This is a genomic window from Paenibacillus sp. JQZ6Y-1 (assembly GCF_040719145.1).
GTDB lineage: Bacteria > Bacillota > Bacilli > Paenibacillales > Paenibacillaceae > Saccharibacillus > Saccharibacillus kandeliae.
Genome location: NZ_JBFDUZ010000001.1, coordinates 782,168 through 803,845 on the forward strand (window position 1 = coordinate 782,168; position 21,678 = coordinate 803,845).

Below are 21,678 nucleotides of genomic sequence, written 5' to 3' on the forward strand. Positions count from 1 at the left end.
AACAATGATTATCCTAGAGGTATAATATCTCAAATTTGATATTCATTCGTCTGGTTGTTTTTCGCTCTGTTACCTCTATATCATCAAAAAAGCCGTACTCCACAGGATGGGAATACGGCTTTTTCTTTTGGGTGGCTTTAGCCCGTTAGCATAGCTTTACTGCGTCGTATACATCAGTGCAATCGTCTGCGGTCCACAATGACTGGAAATCACGCAGCCTGCTTCGGTAATGATCACGTGCTTGGCATCCGTCTGCTCACGCAATACCGCCTGCATATGCAGCGCTTCTTCCTCAGCAAACGAATGTACGACGAAAATCACGTCTCGATCCAGTCGATGCTTATTATCCAGTGCATTGCGCAGCAATTGCTCCATTGCTTTGTCACGTTTACCGCGTACTTTATATGCTGGTGCAAGCGAGCCTTCTGGTGTGACTTTGATGACCGGACGGATTTTGAGTAGACTACCGATCAGATTCTGCATACCGGAGCAACGCCCGCCTTTATAAAGATACTCTAGTGAATCGATGGCAAATTCCGTCTCGATCTTGCCGCGCACCGTCTCCAGCAACGAGACGATAGTAGGTACATTGTCACCAGCTGCTGCTGCATGTACCGCCTTCATCACCAGCAAGCCGATAGAGCTGGATAGATTGAGCGAATCAATCACCGTTACCCGCCCAGCAGGTAATTCTTCAGCAGCGATAAGGGCATTGGCATATGTAGAAGACAGCGCCGAGGAAAGGCTAATATAAATAATAGAATGTCCGGCTTCTACGACTGGGGTAAAAGCATTCAGAAAATCGGATGGGGAAGGGGCAGACGTTTTGGGCAGCTGACCATCGCGGCTGACGCGATCATACAACTGACGCGGTGTAATATCCACGCCATCCCGATATACATCCTGACCGAAGGTCACATACAGTGGCACAATGCCAACCTGATGTTCCTGCAGCCAAGCAGAAGGCAGATCACACGTACTATCTGCAAAAATGCGAATCGAAGTCATAAAGGTCTCCTATCTGTTGTTTCTCGTACATGAATATATAAAGTAACACGAATGGCGTTATTATACCACGACTTGCTGTTCACCAACATAGACAGTACTTACGAATCACGTATACAAAACCAAATGAGCCAGTCAGCCAACCTGTACAGCCCATCAGCACATCTCATCATTACAGCCAATTGGCCTTCAAGAATTGCTCACAATTGTTTAGAACAGAAAGGCGAGAGGATACGTTATAATACAATAGATGAAACCATAAAGGAATTTGCGGCTACAGGAGGCATACCATGCAACGTACTTACATTATCGTCGCTTCGATTCTAGGCATGATTGGAGTTATAATCGGCGCATTCGGTTCGCATATCCTTGAACCGATTATCGGTCAACGAATCGAAACATTCAAAACAGGGGTAGAATATCATTTTGTACACACCCTTGCTATTCTGCTAGTAGCAGTATTGGCAGGACAAATCGGTGAAACGCGATTGCTGCGCTGGTCGGCGCTGCTGTTCGTAATCGGGATTGTCTTTTTCTCCGGCAGTCTGTATGTACTGTGCATTAGCGGAGTCAAAATACTGGGCGCCATTACGCCAATCGGAGGCGTCTGCTTCATCGCTGGCTGGATTCTGCTAGCTATCGCCGCAGCACGTTCCGCCAAACGAGTCTGATGAAACGAATACACAACATGCAAAAACGCCGACTGATCAACCTCAGTCGGCGTTTTGTTCACTTATCCCTAGTGAACCATGCTGTATGCTTCATTCTCAGGCGTGCTGAAAATCATCAATTTCATTAAGCTTGAACGTGTATACCTGCTTCTCATCTACATGATATACACTGATGGTTTGATCCTCATTATCGTATTTCAGAATACGACACGGAATGGAAACACGCTCTCCGCGACGATTCAGTGTGAGGCGGATCAGCTGGTTGCCCTGAATATAGAGGGATAACCAGTTCCCCATATCATTCTCAATCTTCTCATGTAGCTGGGCAGCCGCCTGCGTTTTCTCAGTTTCTGCGGCTTGCTTTGGCTTCGATGCTGTCGTTTTGCTTGTAGGCTGCGATTTTAGTTCTACAGGCGTCTGATTCGTACCTGCGGCGGCAACCGCTTTTTCGATCTTCGCACCAAGCTTAATACCGTTTACAATACGAAAATCTGCAAGTTCTGCCTGATTGTTCAGGATATCCAGCAGCTTTTGAAGGGCGACCGCATTGCTTGTTCCGGTAATCATGAGGTCTACGTTAAATAAAAATTCGGTAGCATCATTAGTCTGCTGTTTGTTCATCATTTCCCCATCTCGCTTACTTTATCGGATTGGTCTAACCTTGTAACAACTTGTAATAAACTATACCATTTTTTCGTATAATTTCATAGGTCTTAGGATATAGTCTATAGGTACATTTTAACAGTATACCTTAAAATTAAACATTCTTGTACACATAATACGGTTTTTTACTATTATCGGATCATATGCATTAAATATTAACGTTATTACCCAGTAATACGTATAAAATATATACACAGAAGCCAAAAAGCCGAAACGATACACGCTTCGACTTTCTTGGTTCTTTGGCACTACATGTAAAATGACAAAAAACGGCAAAATCCATTTGTTCAAATTACCTTAATTGTTAAACAGTTTCGGCAATTCTTCCTGATACGATGGGTAAACAATACCCTTTTCCGTAATGATCGCAGTCACATATTCATGCGGTGTAACATCAAATGCCGGATTGAATACTTTAATATCTTGCGGTGCAGTACGTTTACCAAAGCTTTCTGTCACTTCAGCGGCAGAGCGTTCCTCAATCGGAATCTCGGCTCCAGTCGTTGTCGCCAGATCAATCGTAGAGAGTGGGCAGGCAACGTAGAACGGAATATTATGCGCTTTTGCCAGCACAGCTACGCTATACGTACCGATTTTGTTGGCAACATCGCCGTTGGCAGCTACGCGATCTGCACCGACGATGACTGCCTGAATCCAGCCTCTGGACATGACCATGCCCGCCATATTGTCACATAGCAGCGTAACGTCGATACCCGCTTGCTGCAATTCAAAAGCAGTCAGGCGCGCGCCCTGCAAGACGGGACGCGTCTCATCTGCATATACTTTTAATTGAATGCCCTGCTCCTGTGCCAAATACATCGGCGCGAGTGCTGTGCCGTATTTGGCTGTTGCCAAACCGCCTGCATTACAGTGTGTCAGTACACCCATTCCATCTTTGAACAATGGCAGTGCGTGTACACCGATCATACGGCATACTTCTTCATCCTCAGCATGGATAGCAATTGCTTCATTTTCGAGCTCGCGATTCCGTGTGTCTGTGTCGATGCTCTGCTCAGCGAGCTGGTGAGCGCGTTTATTCATTCGATCCAATGCCCAGAACAGATTCACAGCGGTTGGACGAGATTCAGCTAGATGGGCGGATGTTTTTAATACTTGCTTCAGCCAGACTGCCGCATCCTGCCCTTCATATTCACGTGTACCCAGTACAACACCATATGCAGCGGAGATACCGATTGCTGGTGCACCGCGAACCTTCATGGATTGAATGCCTTCAAATACTTGATCTGCGGTAAACAGCTCTAGCATGACAATCTCGTCAGGCAGCAGACGCTGATCCAGCATCAGCAGCTTATCACTTTCCCAGCGCAGCGATAATAATGGTTCAAACGGAGCCTTCGCAGCTCCCTCGTTCGTCGTATTGATTTCACTCATACTATAGACTCACTCCCTTGCATAATGGACACTGACATGGACCTCGATAAAATGGATAAATCATTAGACTATACAATATCGGAAAAGCGGCAATTTGCACAGTTCTTTTTACTATAAAAAGTGGAGAATTGTTGCTATCCACATTTGGCTTGCACCTGTGAATGATCGTAAAGGTTGTTTCGTCAAACGGCGTGCAGGGTAAGTTCTATGCAGACAAGCATGACATGTTGATGGCATACACCACATGCCAAAGCATTGACAAAACTCTACTAAAAGCGAGGGATTTTCATTATGTCTAACGTAACAAATCAAAACTCCACTCAAACCAAACGCATCGAAGAATTGCTGAATCTGCAGGTGGCAAACCTGAATGTATTATATGTAAAAATTCACAACTTCCACTGGTATGTAAAAGGTGAGAACTTCTACACACTGCATATCAAATTCGAAGAACTCTACAACGAAGTAACACTGAAAATGGACGAAATCGCTGAGCGTCTGCTGACGCTGAAAGGTTCTCCAGCAGCAACAATGAAAGAATATCTGGAGCTGGCAAACGTACAGGAAGCAAACGGTAGCGAAGATGCACGTACGATGGTACAAACTATCATCGAAGACTTCGCAACAGTAACCGAGCAATTCCAAGAAACAATCGAGCTGGCTGATGAGTCCGGTGACCAACCGACAGCAGATATGCTGATCGCGTTCAAAGCCGATCTGGAAAAACACATGTGGATGCTGCGCTCTTATCTGGGCTAAGCTAGAGACGATTGTATATTCCGCAATATATTCACGTATACGTTCACATGTTGAACAAGTAGTATGCGATATTAACCGCCATTTGCCATGTGCAGATGGCGGTTTTTTACATATAAATCCGTTATAATAAAAAGAATACAACGCACATTAAACAGACAATGTACATCAAACAGACAATATGAAAAATGTATACGACTTTGTTGTACATACATGTATCATAGTTACATTTTTCCTATGTGATTTTATAGATAAGCCATTCCGCAATCGTTACACACGGGAGATGCTGGACTATATTTGAGTAAATGGAGGCGATGGGATGAAACTGGAGGATGATGGTACCTTTGTGGTGGAAGAGGATGATTTTAGCTTCATCTACTGTTGTTATTGCAAGGATATGTGGTATCAGATGGAGGTACCGCCCTTTGAGGAAGGGTTTTTATATTTGATGAGATCGCAAGACATTGTTGTTTTTCCGGGTAGCATACGAGCGATACAGTTGCCAGAGGACGCTGTGGTGCGAGAGACGGACGATGACGCTGACGAAGAGACGAAGGAACAAGCCCGCCTTGAAAATGAAGCTTGGATACAGCAATTTCTGAACGGCTTATACGATGCCATTGGCTATGTAGAGGAGGAACGGATATGAGTGAACAGGAGTCACGCACCATTGCACTGAAAGAATGGGCATCTGCCATTCAAGCGCTAGCGGAAGGCAAGCAAATCCTATTGATGCGCAAAGGTGGCATTACCGAGGAAACGCGCAGTTTTGAATTGAAAGAGAGAGCCTTTTGTCTGTATCCAACCTATGAGCATCAGCGTAGCGAGCTGTTGAAGCCAGATCATCGTCATCTGGTAGAGGAGTCGTTGCAGGGCTGGTCGCCAGAGCAGCAGACGGCTAGTATTCGATTGTACGCCGAAGTGACAGACGATCTCGAAATTCTTGATCAGGAGCAACTGAATCTGCTACAGGAGCATCATATCTGGACGGATACATTTGCCGAAGAACGTTTGCGCTGGAAAAAGAAGAATCCGCTTCATATTCTGTTGCTGCGGGTATATATACTTGAACGACCGGTGGACATTCACATCGAGGAGCAGTATATCGGCTGCAAATCGTGGATCTCCATACCAAGTGGTCCGGTGACGAGCGAAATGACGCCGGTGCTGGACGCTGCGGAGTTTGAGGCAATGAGAACCGCTGCACTGCAATCGCTGCAGAAGCGAGATATTCCTGCCATAAAGCTTGACTGATACGAATCGGTCAGGCTTTTTCTTATTTGGGTGCGAAATAGACAAAACTATGGTATCATCATGGCTTTCACATTAATATGCAATGAAGTATAGATCAATTCATTGCAGCTACATTGAAATTATTATAAAATAGCTTGAGAATCGGTGAGAATCAGTTTAGAATAGGTCTAAGGAAGATTTATTCTTAGACTTTATCTAAATCTACCGAACGTTGAGGAATTTTCCTTTTCATTTGAATAGATGATGCAGCAGGGAACAACGCTCTGTTTGCGGGAAAAGGCAGTCATGTGCCGCATTCCGGGATCATGTCTGAAACGGGCTTCCTATATCGCATATCCATGTCGGCAATATTCTGTAAACATTGCCGCTATTTTTTTGCGAAAGACCCCGTTTTCTTGTTATGATTTAAGAAGCAAAATCATGTTGTGATTAATCCTGAAGCTGTACTGAATAATACATCAAAATTGTTCTATTCAGCAGCTTACTTACTTATTTTGGAGGGACGTCTACTATGGCAACAAATTTCGTCATTGAAGGTCTGAAAGCAACAATCGAGAACAAAGAAATCCTTAAAGGTGTGAACCTGTCGATGAAAGGTGGAGAAATCCACGCAATCATGGGTCCGAACGGTACTGGTAAAAGTACACTGGCTTCCGCACTGATGGGTCATCCGAAATATGAAGTAACTGACGGCGTTGTTACATTGGACGGCGAAGATGTATTGGAAATGGAAGTGGACGAGCGCGCTCGCGCAGGTCTGTTCCTGGCGATGCAATACCCAAGCGAAATCAGCGGTGTAACCAACTCCGACTTCCTGCGCAGTGCGATCAATGCACGCCGTGAAGAAGGACAGGAAATCTCCCTGATCAAGTTTATCCGTCAAATGGAAGGCAGCATGAAAGAGCTGGACATGAACCCTGAGTTCGCTCACCGTTACCTGAACGAAGGTTTCTCCGGTGGTGAGAAAAAACGTAACGAAATTCTGCAAATGCTGATGCTGGACCCGAAAATCGTTATTCTTGACGAAATCGACTCCGGTCTCGACATCGATGCCCTGAAAATCGTTGCTGCAGGCGTAAACAAAATGCGCAGCGAAGATCGCGGCTTCCTGATCATCACTCACTATCAACGTCTCCTGAACTACATTACGCCTGACTACGTACACGTTATGATGCAGGGTCGTATCGTAAAATCCGGTGGTCCTGAACTGGCTGCTCGTCTGGAAGCAGAAGGCTACGACTGGGTAAAAGAAGAACTCGGTATCACCGACGAAACCGTAGGTCAAGAACAAGAAGCGTAAATAACGGTACGGAAGGAGCAAGAGCACAATGACATTGCAGACGATACTTCCGCTGAGCGCGGAAGCACTGAAATCTCTATCCCAGCAAAAAAACGAACCGGCTTGGCTGACAGAAAGCCGTCTGAGCGCGTTGGAACTGGCTTCCCGCCTCGAACTGCCAAAACCGGAAAAAACGAAAATTGATAAATGGAATCTGTCCGAGTATGGTACACACCAACCGGCAACTGTTGTATCCTCTGTACAGGAGCTGCCGGAAGCGGTAAGCGCTCTGGTAAACGAGGACGAAGCAGCCAACCTGCTTGTACAAAAAGATTCCGGTGTTGTATATAGCACGCTGTCCGACGAACTGAAATCCCAGGGTGTCATTTTCACCGATCTGGAAACGGCAGCACGCGAGCATAGCGATCTGGTACAGAAGCATCTGTCCACTGCTGTGAAGAACGATGAGAACCAACTGACCGCTCTGAGTGCAGCACTGTGGAACGGCGGCGCATTCCTCTACGTTCCCAAAAACGTAGAAGTATCCGTACCGCTGCAAGCAGTATTCCTGACTGAGAACGCGTCAGCTACCTTTGCACCACGCGTACTCGTTATCGCTGATGTGAACAGCTCCGTAACGTATGTAGATAACTATATTTCTGCTGGCGACGACAGCCGTCTGCATAACGGTATTGTAGAAGTCATCGCGAAACCAGGCGCGAAAGTGCGCTTTGCAACGGTTCACCAATTCGGTCTGAACACAACCGATATGAGCTTCCGTCGTGCGATTACCGAGAATGATGCTTCAATCGAATGGATTATCGGCGAAATGAACGACGGCAATACCGTAACCGATACTTCTACCATTTTGAAAGGTAATGGTTCGACTTCTGATGCAAAAATCATCGCTGTCGGCTCCGGCTCTCAGCGCCTGAACTACACTACACGCGCGATTCACTTTGGTAAAGATTCTACTAGCCAAATGACAACTCGTGCGGTTATGCGTGAAGAAGCGAATGCGATCATCAACGGTATCACCAAAATCGAACACGGCGCAACCCGTTCCAACGGTGAGCAAGCAGAGAAAGTACTGATGCTCAGCCCGAAAGCACGCGGCGACGCAAACCCAATCCTGCTGATCGACGAGGATGATGTTATGGCAGGTCACGCAGCTTCCGTTGGACAGGTGAATCCTGAACAGGTACATTATCTGATGTCCCGTGGTATCACCCGTGCACAGGCAGAGCGACTGATCATTTACGGTTTCCTGGCTCCGGTCGTTTCTGACATTCCGCTGGAACAGCTCCAGATCCGCTTGCAACAGCTGGTCGAAAGAAAAGTCGGTCAGTGAACGATCTGATCCGCGAGCAGTTTCCGATTTTACACCAGGAAGTAAACGGACATCCGCTTGTATATCTGGATAATGCAGCAACATCGCAAAAGCCGCGCGTCGTGCTTGATGCGCTGCGTCACTATTACGAATACGATAACTCTAACGTTCACCGTGGCGTGCATACGCTCGGTACACGCGCAACCGATGCCTACGAAGGCGCACGCGAGAAAATCGCGCGCTTCATCAACGCATCGCGTAACGAGGAGATTGTATTCACTCGCGGTACCACCACGGCGCTGAATCTGGTTGCTTCGGCATATGGCGGTCCACGCCTACAGCCGGGTGACGAGATCGTCATCACACCGATGGAGCATCACAGTAATCTCATTCCGTGGCAGCAGCTGGCTCTGCGCACTGGTGCCACGCTGAAATACATTCCACTGCAACCAGATGGCAATATCGATCTGGCAGATGTGGAAGAAGTCATTAACGAAAATACCAAAATCGTCTCGGTCGTCTACGTATCCAATGTGCTGGGCGTGGTCAATCCGGTGAAGCAAATCGCCGAGATTGCCCACCGTCACGGTGCTATCATGGTCGTAGACGGCGCACAGAGCACACCGCATATGAAAGTGGATGTGCAGGATCTGGATTGTGATTTCTACGCGCTATCCAGTCACAAAATGTGCGGACCGACTGGATTCGGTGCTCTGTATGGCAAGCGTCAGCTGCTATCGCAGATGGAACCGATCGAATTCGGCGGCGAGATGATCAACGATGTCGGTCTGTACGAATCGGATTGGAAGGATGCACCTTGGCGGTTTGAAGGCGGTACGCCGATTATCTCCGGTGCTGTCGGTCTTGCGGCTGCCATCGACTTCCTAACCGAAATCGGTATGGATAAGATCGAAGAGCATGAAGCCCACCTCGCGAACTACGCGATGGAGCGCATGTCAGAAATCGAAGGCATCAAGATTTACGGACCGGCGAAACGCAAAGTCGGGATTGTAACGTTCAATCTGGACGGCGTGCATCCGCACGATCTGGCGACTGTGCTGGATACGTACGGGATTGCCATCCGTGCCGGACATCATTGCTGTCAGCCACTTATGAGATGGTTGGAGGCAAGCTCGACTGCACGCGCCAGCTTTTACCTGTATAATAATGAACAAGACGTGGATCGTTTTATCGACGCGTTGGTTCAGACAAAGGAGTATTTTGGCGATGCAATTGGATGATCTATACCGTCGCGTCATTATGGACCATTACAAAAATCCGCGTAACCGCGGAACATTTGGCGACGATGCGGTGACAGTGAATCTGAACAACCCGACTTGTGGGGATCGAATTTCACTGCAACTGCTTGTCGAGGATGGCAAAGTAACAGACGCGAAATACACTGGCGAAGGCTGCTCCATCAGCATGTCCTCCGCTTCCATGATGACTGAAGCTGTCAAAGGCAGAACGTACGAAGAAGCACTTGATATTGCAGACCGTTTCTCCGCCCTGATGAAAGGCGAAGAGGTGCAATTTGATGAATACGAAGAGATCGAAGCCCTATCCGGAGTAAACAAATTCCCCGCCCGCATCAAATGCGCCACACTGGCATGGAATGCACTGCGTAAAGGAATCGGCGAAGACAGCAACAACAATTAAGATGGGGAGGCTACAACCATGGCTAAAAAAGCACCAGAAATGGAAGAGTACAAATATGGTTTCCGCGACGAGCACAAGGCGATTTTCCAGTCCGGTAAAGGTCTGAGCAAAGAAATCGTTATGGCAATCTCCAAGATGAAAGACGAGCCACAATGGATGCTCGATTTCCGCCTGAAATCGCTGGAGCAGTTCGAGAAAATGCCAATGCCTGAATGGGGCGGCGACCTGAGCGAGCTGGATTTCAACGACATCCAGTACTATGTAAAACCGTCCGAAGGACAAGGGAAAACATGGGAAGAAGTACCGACTGAGATCAAGGAAACATTTGACAAGCTGGGTATTCCAGAAGCAGAGCAAAAGTTCCTTGCAGGTGTATCGGCTCAGTACGAATCTGAGGTTGTATACCACAACATGCAGAAGGAACTGGAAGATCAAGGTGTTATCTTCACCGACACTGATACTGCGCTGCGCGAGCATCCAGAAATCTTCAAAGAATACTTCTCTACCATCATTCCACCAGCGGATAACAAATTCGCAGCACTGAACAGTGCCGTATGGTCCGGCGGTAGCTTTATCTATGTGCCACCAGGTGTACAATGCGAAATCCCGCTGCAAGCGTATTTCCGCATTAACTCCGAGAACATGGGTCAATTCGAGCGCACGCTGATCATCGCGGATGAAGGCAGCTTCGTGCACTATGTTGAGGGCTGTACAGCACCAATCTACAGCACCAACTCCCTGCACAGTGCAGTTGTTGAAATCCTGTGTAAAAAAGATGCGCGTGTACGTTATACAACGATCCAAAACTGGGCGCCAAACATCTACAACCTCGTTACCAAACGTGCGGTTGCAGAAGAAAATGCGAACATGGAATGGGTTGACGGTAACATCGGTTCCAAACTGACTATGAAATACCCTGCGGTTGTTCTGAAAGGACGCGGCGCCAAAGGTTCCGTACTGTCCATCGCTGTAGCTGGTAAAGGTCAGCTGCAAGATGCAGGTGCGAAAATGATCCACTTGGCACCGGATACTACATCTACAATCGTATCCAAATCCATCAGTAAACATGGCGGTAAAGTAACGTATCGTGGTCTGGCATCGTTCGGACGCAACTCCGACGGCGCGAAGTCCAACATCAAGTGCGATACACTGATTCTGGACAACGAGTCCACTTCCGATACTATTCCGTACAACGAGATCAAGAACGATAATATCACTCTTGAGCACGAAGCAACGGTATCCAAAGTATCCGAAGATCAGCTGTTCTACCTGATGAGCCGTGGTCTGAGCGAAGACGAAGCAACGCAAATGATCGTTATGGGCTTCATCGAGCCATTTACAAAAGAACTGCCGATGGAATATGCGGTAGAGATGAACCGTCTGATCAAGTTCGAGATGGAAGGTTCTATCGGTTAATTCTTGCTGCATAAGGAACTTCAAGGTGGCGACAGTCTCTAAATGGGCTGTCGCTCCACTTTTGCCCCATTATATATCAAGGGACATTTTCTATATAAACGGAAAGCGAATCATATTCATATGTCTAGCTTGACGGAGAAGATGTATCTCTAGAAGCAAATAAAATGCGTGTCCGTTATGGCGGACACGCATTTTATGTATATAACAGATTGAATATAGATTAATGCTACTGTCTAACATCGGATGGTATTACATACTGCTAAAATACTCATTGATATTTCTAACGTACGTATACTTATCAATCATTCCATATCGCAAAGGATACCTTGGCACGCTCAATTAATGATCTTTCAACAACCACCTCGGAAACACACGAATATAGACAAGTTCACCGATCAACTCCACAACCGTCTGCGTGACAATAATCGCGGCAACCAGCGTGTTCCAATCCTCTGGTAACGCTAGTGCAAGTGGCAGGACGACCAATGAATTACGCGTTCCTGAACTGAACAGCACGGCACGTCCAGCAGATGGCTCCAACCGCAACCAAGTAACAATCATTTTGGCAATCCAAGGCATAATCATCATAAACAAGATGTACACCGGAATAACCTGAATGAGTACATGCCAGTACGTTGCCAGCTTGCCCATCTGCGATGCAATCACAACAAACAGTGTCAGCGCCATCAACGGCACCGGAATCCAGCCTGATCCATTCCATAGCATCTGCCCATAACGAGAGGTACGGGACAATAACTGCACCATAACAGCGATCACCAGCGGTAGAACAATAATGATCAGAAAGGATTCAATAAACGGCTTTGGATTCACAATATTCGCAGCCGCTTGTCCCATAAACAGCCATAAGTACATAGGTAGTAGCATCATTTGTGTAATAAATAAAATCGGTGTCGCCAGCAGCATCAACTTCTCATTACTGCGACCCAAATGTGTAAACATGATCACATAATCCACACACGGCGTCAACAGCACCAAATAAACGCCAAGCAGGATTGGCGACTGTTGCGGCAATAACCACGATAAGCACCAGACGACGATTGGAACAGCGATATAATTGGCAAGCAAAATAGCTATCATGAAACGCCGATCACGTAACGACTCCCGCATGGAGCCAAACGGAATCTGTGTAAACATGCCATACATTAGCACTGCAATGACACTGGATAATAGTGCCGAATGCTCCAGCACTGCCATTGCATTTGGATACAGCAGCCCTAAGCCGATGGCTATAATCAATATAATGATATAGATACCAATTTGTTGTTGTTCCAGTTTTTCACGTGTGATCATACAAGCCTCTTTTCGTACATTCTATGTGTGTTTTCTCATGATAAGTATACATATGTTGAATTGCTTTGTATTTCTAATCTGCCCGCAGAATAATGGTTTTCTTCTGAGTCGTTTATTATTTTCAAAAATAAGTATAATAAATGTAATCATAAATATCGCAATCTATTCCATTCATTACTTAAAAGAAGGATACTACCATGCCTATTAATTCATTTGAACATTACCATATGAGCTGGAAGCCAGTCATCGACAAAACGCAAAAGCCGATCTATCAGGCGCTAGCATCTCAACTGGAACGGGATATTATCAGCGGTCATCTGCTGCCCGGAACTCAATTGCCGCCGCAACGCGAGCTGGCAGACTATCTCGATCTGAATCTTAGTACGATCTCCAAAGCATTCAAAGTATGCGAGCTGAAAGGGCTTCTTAGTGCAGTTGTCGGCAGCGGCACGTTTGTATCGTATGATGCACTGTCCAATGCTTACCTGCTGGAAGACCAGAAGCCGCAGCATGTCATCGAGATGGGTGCGACGTTTCCAGATAACGATTCGTACGAACCGCTGATGCTACAATTAAAAAGTATGCTGCATGACGGCGGCGATTATGCACGTTGGTTTGGATACGGTCGTCCGGGCGAGAATCTCTGGCAAAAGGATGCGGCAGTTCAATTGATGCGGCGTGGAGGGCTGGAGACGACGGTGGAGCATATTTTGTTCGCTAATGGAGGGCAAAATGCCATCGCCGCTACACTAGCGGGTCTGTGCAAACCGGGCGACCGTATTGCTGTAGATCAGCATACGTATCCGGGATTGAAAACTGCGGCAGCAATGCTCAGTGTGCAGTTGGTGCCGATCAAAGCAGAACATGGTGTGATGAGTCCATCTGCACTGGAATACGCTTGTAAAAATGAAAATATTAAAGGTGTCTATCTGATTCCAGATTGTCATAATCCTACGGCATCTGTCATGCCGCTAGACATTCGGCAAAAGATTGCTTCGATCGCTGTGCAATACCAGCCTTTTATTATGGAGGATGCGTCGTATCATTTGTTGGCATCTGATCCGTTACCGGCACTAGCTTCATTTGCGCCAGAGCAGGTAATTCATATCGCGAGTTTGTCCAAATCGTTAGCACCCGGTTTGCGTATGGCATACCTATCGGTGCCAACGTCTTTTCGCGAAGCCATCTCCAAAGCGCTATACAATCTTAATGTCACGGTATCGCCGCTGCTGTCTGAGCTGACAGCACGGGTTATCGTATCGCATCAGTTTGAAGATTTGATTACGGGTCATCGTCAACAGACGATACAGCGTAATGAGGCAGTGAATACATTGCTAGCTGGGTACACTTGTCTGGGTGAGAATAGTAGCATTTTCCGCTGGCTATTGTTGCCCCAAGAGTACAGTGGAGCACAATTTGAGTCGTTAGCTGCGCAGCAGGGGGTTCAGGTATATGCAGCAGAACGCTTTGTCGTGGGCAATAGCTCGCCGGAAAGGGCAGTACGATTGTCAGTTTGTGCACCTGAATCGTTGGTGGAGCTGGAGCAGGGGCTACATGTGTTGAAGCGATTATTGGATCATGTAGCAGGTAAGATATGATCCATTCAGTAGTTAGAAATAGCTGTGTCTTCCAATCGTACCCATTCTTTGGATAAGCATGAGCAGCATATTTTCTATTGGCTCATTACATAGTAGATAGAAGCGATCTATAGTCATAAATATGTGCGCAAAACGATTAGCCGACTTATCACACATGCAATCAATATTGTATGCCATACAATGTTATTATTGTATGGCTTTTTCATATCATGCTATGATGATCCCATTCTGGAAGAAAGTAATGAGAATAGGACTTTGAATGAAAGCGGGTTGCACATAATGAGTAGAAACAACAGCAATACATCCCAGCAGTCATTGGATTGGCTCCAACATTATAGTGAGTCACCAGAGCAGCAGCAGGCATTATATCGGCGTACCCTCAGTGTGGTGAGTGTGTCGCAAGTATTTGGCGGTGCTGGGCTGGCAGCTGGCGTTACAGTTGGAGCATTACTTGCGCAGCAAATGCTCGGTACAGATGCTTACGCTGGTTTGCCCTCCGCGCTGTTAACGTTAGGCTCGGCAGGGGCAGCGCTGATGGTTGGGCGTTTATCACAGCAATATGGTCGTCGGACCGGGCTGACTATTGGTTTTATGCTGGGTGGAATCGGAGCGATCGGAGTGATTTTGGCAGCGATTTGGAGCAGTATTTGGCTATTGTTTGCGGCGCTGCTCATTTATGGATCAGGTACGGCGACGAATTTGCAGGCGAGGTATGCAGGAACCGATCTGGCTAGCAGCAAGCAGCGTGCAACGGCGGTTAGTATGACGATGGTATTTACAACCTTTGGGGCGGTGGCTGGACCGAATCTAGTCAATGTGATGGGCAATGTTGCATTGTCCTTTGGAATTCCGGCGCTGGCAGGTCCTTTTATGCTGGCTGCGTTGGCGTATCTGTTGGCAGGAGTGGTATTGTTTGTTATGCTGCGTCCTGACCCGTTACTGATTGCAGAGATGGTAAGAACACAGGGAATGGGGCAGGCTGTTGATTCTTCACCGACCAATAGCGCACCATCGGAAAATAAAAAAGGCATCATCGCCGGTGCAACGATTATGGTTGTTACGCAGGTCATAATGGTTGCGATTATGACGATGACACCTGTACATATGCGGCATCATGGTCATGGTCTAGGAGAAGTGGGATTGGTGATCGGATTTCATATCGGAGCGATGTATTTGCCTTCGCTTGTTACAGGCATATTGGTTGATAAGCTAGGACGGGCAGTGATGGCGGTCGCTTCCGGGATCACATTGCTGCTCGCAGGGATGGTGGCAGCATTTGCTCCTGCTGATTCGATGATCCTATTGATTGTGGCGCTTTGCTTACTCGGTCTGGGCTGGAATCTAGGGTTGATTAGTGGAACAGCATTACTCGTCGATTCAACAGAAGCTTCTACAAGGGCAAAGGTACAGGGTGCGGTTGATGTGCTCATTGCGCTATCAGGTGCGGCTAGCGGTGCATTGTCCGGTATGGTGGTTGCGGGTTCCAGTTATCCGGTACTGTCGATAGCTGGCGGTGTTCTGTCTCTGCTGCTTATTCCGGTTGTGATTTGGTCTCGTGCTCAAAGACAAGCCGTATAAGAGTGAATATCATCATTCCATGATCAGCTTTGTTTTGGTAGTTCTAGCTGTATATAGAAGCTAAACAGAGCGGTTGTTCAATAGAACAGCCGCTTTTTGCTATGGGATCTGTTCCTTTGGCATAGTATACATTTCTTTTTATGGGGCTATCATTTTTGTCATAACGTATGTTGTTCCGGTTGAGAACGATACGGTTCTCCCCAAAGCTTCTCAATCCGTTTCATAAACCAATGCAGAATCACGCCACCCAGACAAACGGTCAGTATAGTCCCAATGCCGATGGGACCGTCCAGACTCCAAGCGAGCAGCAGAAACACAGCATATACGATGGTGCGAGCGACGAGGATATTCGTTTTCCCTAACTCACGCAAAATCAGAGTCAGCTTATCAATCGGCATCGGGGCAAAATGAGTATGTAAATACATCGCGGTTCCGAGTCCCATCACCAGCATACCGATCACAAAACCAGTCATCTGCCCATACCAGATCTGCGGGGTTAGCCAGCTACGTAGGACAAACAGCCATAGATCAATGCCTATCCCCGTTATACAGGCGGTGAGCAGTCCAATCATCTGTGGTCGCTGACGCTGTAATAGCGCATTACAGCCGATCAGCAGCAGAGCGATAATGATCTCCCAGCTGCCCACTGTCAGCCCCACCCGATGGGATAAACCGACCAGCAAAGCGTCGAAGGGCGAGGTGCCAAGCCTTGCCTGAATCGTGCAGGCGATACCTAAGGTTAATAAGAGCAAACCTAGCGTATAGACAACATATCTCATGTGGTATCCACCTTTCTATGTATCTTTTTGTTGCAAATGCAATATAAATACGATAGATTAAATGTATCTTATTTTTATTGTATTTGCAATAAAATGAATGTTGGAGGCTGTAACAATGAGAGAGATTTTGCGTGAGGTTGGTATGATTGCCAGAGCGCTTGATTCGATTAGCAATATCGAATTTAAGGAGTACGATCTGACAAAGGGGCAGTATCTATATCTAGTACGCGTGTGTGAGCATCCAGGCATTATTCAGGAAAAGCTTGCCGAGATGATCAAGGTCGACCGCACAACAGCTGCGCGTGCTGTACAAAAGCTAGAGCTGAACGGTTTTGTGGAGAAGCGTGAGGATGAGCATAACTTGAAGATTAAGAAGCTATTTCCCACTGCCAAAGCTGAGCAGGTGTATCCAATGATTAAGCGGGAGCATGATCATTCCGATCAGGTGGCATTGAACGGATTGACAGAGGAAGAGAGTGATACACTGCTGCGATTGCTGCAACAGGTGCGTAGCAATGTAGAGAAGGATTGGGAGTACGTCAAAAAAGGCAATAAGCGCGAATATTGATAGGAGTGAGAATAGATATGAATATCGAGCTTACCAGATGCACATTAGAACAGATTGATTGTTTGCAGACAATTAGTCGCGAGACGTTTGAAGATACGTTTGCTGATCAGAATACACCGGAAAATATGGCTGCTTATATGCAAAAGGCATTTCGGTTGGAGCAGTTAAGCGCAGAGCTGAATAACCCGGAATCGCGCTTCTTTTTCGCTCATATAGACGGTTTGCTTGCTGGCTATTTAAAAGTGAATAGAGGAGCTGCACAGACGGAACCGATGGGGAAAGATGCTTTGGAGATAGAGCGGATCTATGTACGGCATACCTTTCAAGGGCAGGGCATCGGCAAATATCTGCTGGAGCACGCACGTTATCTTGCTGCGACAGAGCAATGTCAGTCGATATGGCTCGGTGTATGGGAGCATAACCGCAACGCTATTGATTTTTATAAAAAAATGGGTTTTGTACAGACAGCGGTGCATTCGTTCTATATGGGCGATGAGGAACAGTTTGATTGGATTATGAGCAAGCCACTGTAAAGAAATGAACCAACAAAGCGATAGGGAACTGTGCACGTATGCAATACACAGATACTAGCTACGTAATGAATGAAAGCCGATGCTCTGCATCGGCTATTTGCCCAATGCATCTAACAACTGACACCTATAAATAATAAACTTATTTATACAAAATATATAGTATACTTAACATGACTGGTTTCAGGATTGTACGTTGTCTATACCTGTAAACTTCATGATCCGGTACATTGTCCAATTGGGGGAATAGAATGAAAGGATATTCGCAGAAAAATAAAATGCTTCAGCGCTGCTGTCTAAGTATACTGTGTATTCTGCTTAGTTTCGGTTTGGTACATCCAGCGTATGCTGCGCCGCCTGCGGCACCTACCGTAACGACAGGAGAAGAAATAATTACGATCAGCAATTATGTATCTGGCGCTACGTTAAAGGTATATAAAGCAGATGGTGGTAGCCCGGTATGGCAGGAAGCGAATGTCACGACGGCGACGAAAACGATCGATTTGTTGCCGTATGCCAATTCGTATTATGTGACGCAAACTGTAAGTAGTGAAGAAAGCACGAATACGCCGTTCTTTAATACCAGTCTTCGCACACCTGTAGTGGCTGCTGGTATTCGTTATATCGACGTTACCAATGTATCGGGCAATACCATATTAGAGCTGCATCGTGTTTCGAACGGCGCGCTTGTCTCTACGACAGTGTCCAACCAAGGTGGCGGTGTTTACCGTTTTCAGAACGTCATCCCTGATAGTAGCCTTTACTATATCGTACAAACCTATGGCGGTCAGACTAGTAACAATACGCCATTTTTGACTTCCAGGCTGAATACGCCGGTTTCCACAGGTGGAGCAGGATATGTGGATGTGACCAATGTAGATACCGATATTGGTGTTGCGCTCACTTTGTACAACAGCGATGGTACGCTGGCATCCAATTCATCCACCAATCAAGGAAACGGAACGTATCGTTTCTCAAATGTTGCCGCCGGGTCGGGTTACTATGTGACCCAGACGTTAAATGGTGTACAGGCAACCTCTAACATGGTCAATGTGACAGTGGATCAGCCGGTTGCGCCTATTATCGTAGCGGCAAAAGAGGCATTACATGTGAGTCAAATTGTTGCCGGTGCAACCCTTAAGCTGTACACAACAACCGGTACACTGGTACAGACGTATCCGACCGTATCTAGCACTACCTACACGATGGATAATGTACTACCGAATACGATCGGCTATTATGTCACACAAACGGTAAATGGTAAGGAAAGCGTCAATTCTAACTTTGCGAATCCAAGCTTGCATATCCCTACAGCTACCGCAGGCATTGGCTACATCGATGTGAGTAATGTAACGAATGGAGCTACTTTGAATTTGTATGATGCTTCCAATGGTCAACCCGTATCTGCAACCGCAGTTGATCAAGGGAACGGCGTGTATCGTTTTGACAATGTAGTGCCTCGCAGTGGCTACTACTATGTGACGCAATCGCTCGGAGGACGCGAAAGTCTGAATACGCCATTCATTAATAGTATGCTGCCTACGCCTGTCCTTGCTGGGGGTGTAGGTTATGTAGAAGTGAGCAATACGTATGCAGGTGCAACGATTACGTTATATCACGGAACGAATCCGGTATCTAGCACTCCGCAATCGCTTGGTAATGGACTGTATCGTTTTAACAATCTGGATACAGGCATACCTTATTATGTCGTGCTATCGATCAATGGTGTGCTAAGCCCAGCTTCCAACATTGCACTCGTACAAAAGGACATTCCACCTGCGCCTATTGTGGCAGGTATGGGCGAATCCATTCAAGTAAGCAATTATATTTCGGGAGCAACGCTGACACTATATCGTGCGAACGGCACAGCGATCCAGACGTTTCCCAATGTAACCGGTTCGGTATATACAATGGAAAATGTATTGCCAGATCAAGACTATTACTATGTCACCCAGACGGTAAATGGCAATGAAAGCTTGAATTCCGTGTTCGTCAATTCTATTCTGCGCACACCGATTGTGGTCGCTGGTATTGAATCGATTGACGTGAGTAATGTATCACCGAAAGCACAGCTGAAGCTGTACGATGCAGCCAGCAACACGGTGACGTCGGCAACGTACACGATGCTGGATAATGGAACGTACCGTTTTAGCAATATTGCACCGCGAGTTGGATTCTATTATGTTACCCAGTCGGTGTATGGAACGGAGAGTGTGAATTCGGTTTTCGTTAATCCCATTTTGCGTACACCGACAGCTATAGGTGGACGTGAATTGCTGGATGTGGGCAATGTGTATCCAGGGGCAACCTTGAAGCTGTTCCGTAGTGGAGACGTCCAACCATTAGCATTGGAGCCAACTAGCATCGGCAATGGACAATATCGCTTTAGCGGCATTTCGTCCAAAGGTAGCTATTATGTAGTTCAATATGTGAATGATGTAGCTAGTCCTCGCTCGAATACCGTTGCTGTGACGGTAAAAGACAAGGATAAAGACAACTCATCCGGCAACAATAACGGTAATGGTACGACTCCAACCCAGCCTACAACTCCAGTACAACCAGGCTCAGGTACGGAGCCTGTGAATGTGGATGTACTGATCAATGGACAGATACAGAAGGCGGGAGCGCTAACGGAAAGCTTGCAGGGAGATCGCAAAGTACAAACGATCGTTGTGAACCCGCAACTCGTTCGCAATGTGCTTGCTTCTGCAGGTCAGGGCGCAACAGTCACTGTACCGTTTACCAGCACAGGCGATGCTGATGTACTAATCAGTCAATGGAGCGGCGAGCTTGTTCAAGAGCTGAAGGCGCAGCAAGCGAAGCTCGTGATCGATACACCACTTGGTATGTACACACTGCCAGCAGCACAGCTTCCGCTAACTGGATCAGGAGGGAATCTGTCTGCGACGGAGCTTGCAAATACACAATTTGAGATTTCAATCGGGAAGGCATCCGCAGCAGATATCGCTACAATTACGAATATAGCTGCACAAAACAATCTAACGGTACTGCAGACTCCGGTCAGCTTTGAGATCAGCAAAGTGACTACTGGTACTCGTACAGCTGTGAATCGCTTCAGTCAATATGTGGAGCGTCTGATCCCACTACAATCTAGTACGGATAGCAGCGGCATCATCACTGGTGTGGTATGGAGTGGGAATGAATTGATTCAAGTACCTACTCGTATGACACAAACAAATAATCAAACGTATGCGGCAATCTCTAGCTTGACCAATAGTACGTATGCGCTGGTGAAGCATACGACACAGTTACAAGATAGTAACGGTAGCTGGGCAGCATCTGCCATTCAAAATATGGCTGCACGCTTTGTCATTGAGGGTACAGGCAATGGTCGATTCGAGCCGTCTCGTTCGATTACACGTGCTGAATTTGCTTCGATTTTGACAAAAGGTCTGGGCTTGAAGCCTGAGAATACCAGTTCATCGTTCAGCGATGTATCGTCATCTGCATGGTATGGTGGTGCGGTATCGACAGCAGTAGAGTATCAATTGATTACGGGCTTCGCAGATGGCACATTCCGTCCACAGCAGCAGATCACACGTGCTGAGGCAATGGTAATGCTGTCGCGCGCTATGCAGTTAACAGACCTACAGAAGTCCAATAGCAGTAGTTCAGAGTCGGTGCTGCAATCCTTTACAGATGCGAATACAGTACCTGCATGGGCACGTAGCGCTGCATCGGCAACGATTGAAGCTGGATTGTTCAATGGGCAAAATGAAAAGCAGCTGGCACCGCAGAAGTCTGTCACGCGTGCTGAAGTGGCAACACTGATAGAGCGCTTGCTGCACCAATCGGGTCTGATTTGAGTATAGCAATGGAATGATGATGGACTGCCAATAACCATTTCCTTGTTCATAGATGGGACGAA

General features: G+C 46.8%; 19 protein-coding genes. 14 read left to right on the forward strand and 5 right to left on the reverse strand.

Translation table 11 applies throughout. The features are described from left to right. Window positions 1-156: 156 nt before the first annotated feature. A complete protein-coding gene (locus tag ABXR35_RS03470) occupies window positions 157-1,008 on the reverse strand; it encodes a DegV family protein (RefSeq protein ID WP_367055474.1) in 852 nt (283 codons plus the stop codon). Between the two features lie 263 nt (window positions 1,009-1,271). On the opposite strand from ABXR35_RS03470, the gene ABXR35_RS03475 reads away from it, so the two are divergent. Further along, window positions 1,272-1,676, forward strand: coding sequence for a DUF423 domain-containing protein (locus tag ABXR35_RS03475; RefSeq protein ID WP_367061145.1), 405 nt, complete (start codon window positions 1,272-1,274; stop codon window positions 1,674-1,676). Window positions 1,677-1,772: 96 nt separating this feature from the next. On the opposite strand, the gene ABXR35_RS03480 is transcribed toward ABXR35_RS03475, so the two are convergent. Beyond that, window positions 1,773-2,300, reverse strand: coding sequence for a hypothetical protein (locus ABXR35_RS03480; protein WP_367055476.1), 528 nt, complete (start codon window positions 2,298-2,300; stop codon window positions 1,773-1,775). Between the two features lie 336 nt (window positions 2,301-2,636). Continuing rightward, window positions 2,637-3,731 (reverse strand): S-methyl-5-thioribose-1-phosphate isomerase, encoded by a 1,095-nt coding sequence (gene mtnA / locus ABXR35_RS03485; RefSeq protein ID WP_367055478.1) that lies wholly within the window; start codon window positions 3,729-3,731, stop codon window positions 2,637-2,639. Window positions 3,732-4,022: 291 nt separating this feature from the next. Between mtnA and ABXR35_RS03490 the strand changes: the two genes are divergently transcribed. The 8 genes from ABXR35_RS03490 (at window position 4,023) to sufB (ending at window position 11,425) form a co-directional block, all read left to right on the forward strand. Next, on the forward strand, window positions 4,023-4,490 hold the full coding sequence (locus tag ABXR35_RS03490) for a Dps family protein (RefSeq protein WP_367055481.1): 468 nt from the start codon (window positions 4,023-4,025) through the stop codon (window positions 4,488-4,490). Between the two features lie 316 nt (window positions 4,491-4,806). Further along, window positions 4,807-5,136, forward strand: coding sequence for a hypothetical protein (locus ABXR35_RS03495; RefSeq protein ID WP_367055484.1), 330 nt, complete (start codon window positions 4,807-4,809; stop codon window positions 5,134-5,136). After that, window positions 5,133-5,741: a DUF1802 family protein gene (locus tag ABXR35_RS03500; RefSeq protein ID WP_367055487.1), complete on the forward strand. Its 609-nt coding sequence runs from the start codon at window positions 5,133-5,135 to the stop codon at window positions 5,739-5,741. Before ABXR35_RS03495 ends, ABXR35_RS03500 begins: the two co-directional genes overlap by 4 nt. Window positions 5,742-6,252: 511 nt before the next feature. Next, entirely contained in the window at window positions 6,253-7,041 is a 789-nt protein-coding gene (gene sufC, locus ABXR35_RS03505) for a Fe-S cluster assembly ATPase SufC (protein WP_367055490.1), read from the forward strand. A 28-nt stretch (window positions 7,042-7,069) separates the two neighbouring features. Beyond that, window positions 7,070-8,371, forward strand: a complete 1,302-nt coding sequence (gene sufD, locus ABXR35_RS03510; protein ID WP_367055493.1) for a Fe-S cluster assembly protein SufD — start codon at window positions 7,070-7,072, stop codon at window positions 8,369-8,371. Further along, window positions 8,368-9,591 carry a cysteine desulfurase gene (locus ABXR35_RS03515; protein WP_367055496.1) on the forward strand — a complete coding sequence of 408 codons (1,224 nt, stop codon included), beginning with the start codon at window positions 8,368-8,370 and terminating at the stop codon, window positions 9,589-9,591. Before sufD ends, ABXR35_RS03515 begins: the two co-directional genes overlap by 4 nt. Then, on the forward strand, window positions 9,578-10,009 hold the full coding sequence (gene sufU, locus ABXR35_RS03520; RefSeq protein ID WP_367055499.1) for a Fe-S cluster assembly sulfur transfer protein SufU: 432 nt from the start codon (window positions 9,578-9,580) through the stop codon (window positions 10,007-10,009). The genes ABXR35_RS03515 and sufU overlap by 14 nt, the downstream gene beginning before the upstream one ends. An 18-nt stretch (window positions 10,010-10,027) precedes the next feature. After that, window positions 10,028-11,425, forward strand: coding sequence for a Fe-S cluster assembly protein SufB (gene sufB, locus ABXR35_RS03525; RefSeq protein ID WP_367055502.1), 1,398 nt, complete (start codon window positions 10,028-10,030; stop codon window positions 11,423-11,425). A 339-nt stretch (window positions 11,426-11,764) separates the two neighbouring features. Here the strand turns inward: sufB and ABXR35_RS03530 are convergent, their stop codons facing one another. Then, complete coding sequence (locus ABXR35_RS03530) at window positions 11,765-12,736, reverse strand: arsenic resistance protein (RefSeq protein ID WP_367055505.1); 972 nt, start codon at window positions 12,734-12,736, stop codon at window positions 11,765-11,767. 197 nt (window positions 12,737-12,933) lie between these two features. Here ABXR35_RS03530 and ABXR35_RS03535 point away from each other — a divergent pair, with 197 nt between their 5' ends. Together ABXR35_RS03535 and ABXR35_RS03540 are read left to right on the forward strand one after the other, a co-directional pair. Beyond that, window positions 12,934-14,334: an aminotransferase-like domain-containing protein gene (locus ABXR35_RS03535; protein WP_367055508.1), complete on the forward strand. Its 1,401-nt coding sequence runs from the start codon at window positions 12,934-12,936 to the stop codon at window positions 14,332-14,334. Between the two features lie 279 nt (window positions 14,335-14,613). Beyond that, window positions 14,614-15,912, forward strand: a complete 1,299-nt coding sequence (locus ABXR35_RS03540; protein ID WP_367055511.1) for an MFS transporter — start codon at window positions 14,614-14,616, stop codon at window positions 15,910-15,912. 158 nt (window positions 15,913-16,070) lie between these two features. Here ABXR35_RS03540 and ABXR35_RS03545 read toward each other — a convergent pair whose 3' ends face one another. Continuing rightward, entirely contained in the window at window positions 16,071-16,691 is a 621-nt protein-coding gene (locus tag ABXR35_RS03545; RefSeq protein ID WP_367055514.1) for a YczE/YyaS/YitT family protein, read from the reverse strand. 115 nt (window positions 16,692-16,806) lie between these two features. Here ABXR35_RS03545 and ABXR35_RS03550 point away from each other — a divergent pair, with 115 nt between their 5' ends. The 3 genes from ABXR35_RS03550 (at window position 16,807) to ABXR35_RS03560 (ending at window position 21,616) form a co-directional block, all read left to right on the forward strand. Then, window positions 16,807-17,259 (forward strand): MarR family winged helix-turn-helix transcriptional regulator, encoded by a 453-nt coding sequence (locus ABXR35_RS03550; RefSeq protein ID WP_367055517.1) that lies wholly within the window; start codon window positions 16,807-16,809, stop codon window positions 17,257-17,259. Between the two features lie 17 nt (window positions 17,260-17,276). Further along, window positions 17,277-17,792, forward strand: coding sequence for a spermidine/spermine N(1)-acetyltransferase (gene paiA / locus ABXR35_RS03555; RefSeq protein WP_367055520.1), 516 nt, complete (start codon window positions 17,277-17,279; stop codon window positions 17,790-17,792). 248 nt (window positions 17,793-18,040) lie between these two features. Beyond that, window positions 18,041-21,616, forward strand: coding sequence for an S-layer homology domain-containing protein (locus ABXR35_RS03560; protein ID WP_367055523.1), 3,576 nt, complete (start codon window positions 18,041-18,043; stop codon window positions 21,614-21,616). Window positions 21,617-21,678 lie beyond the last annotated feature (62 nt).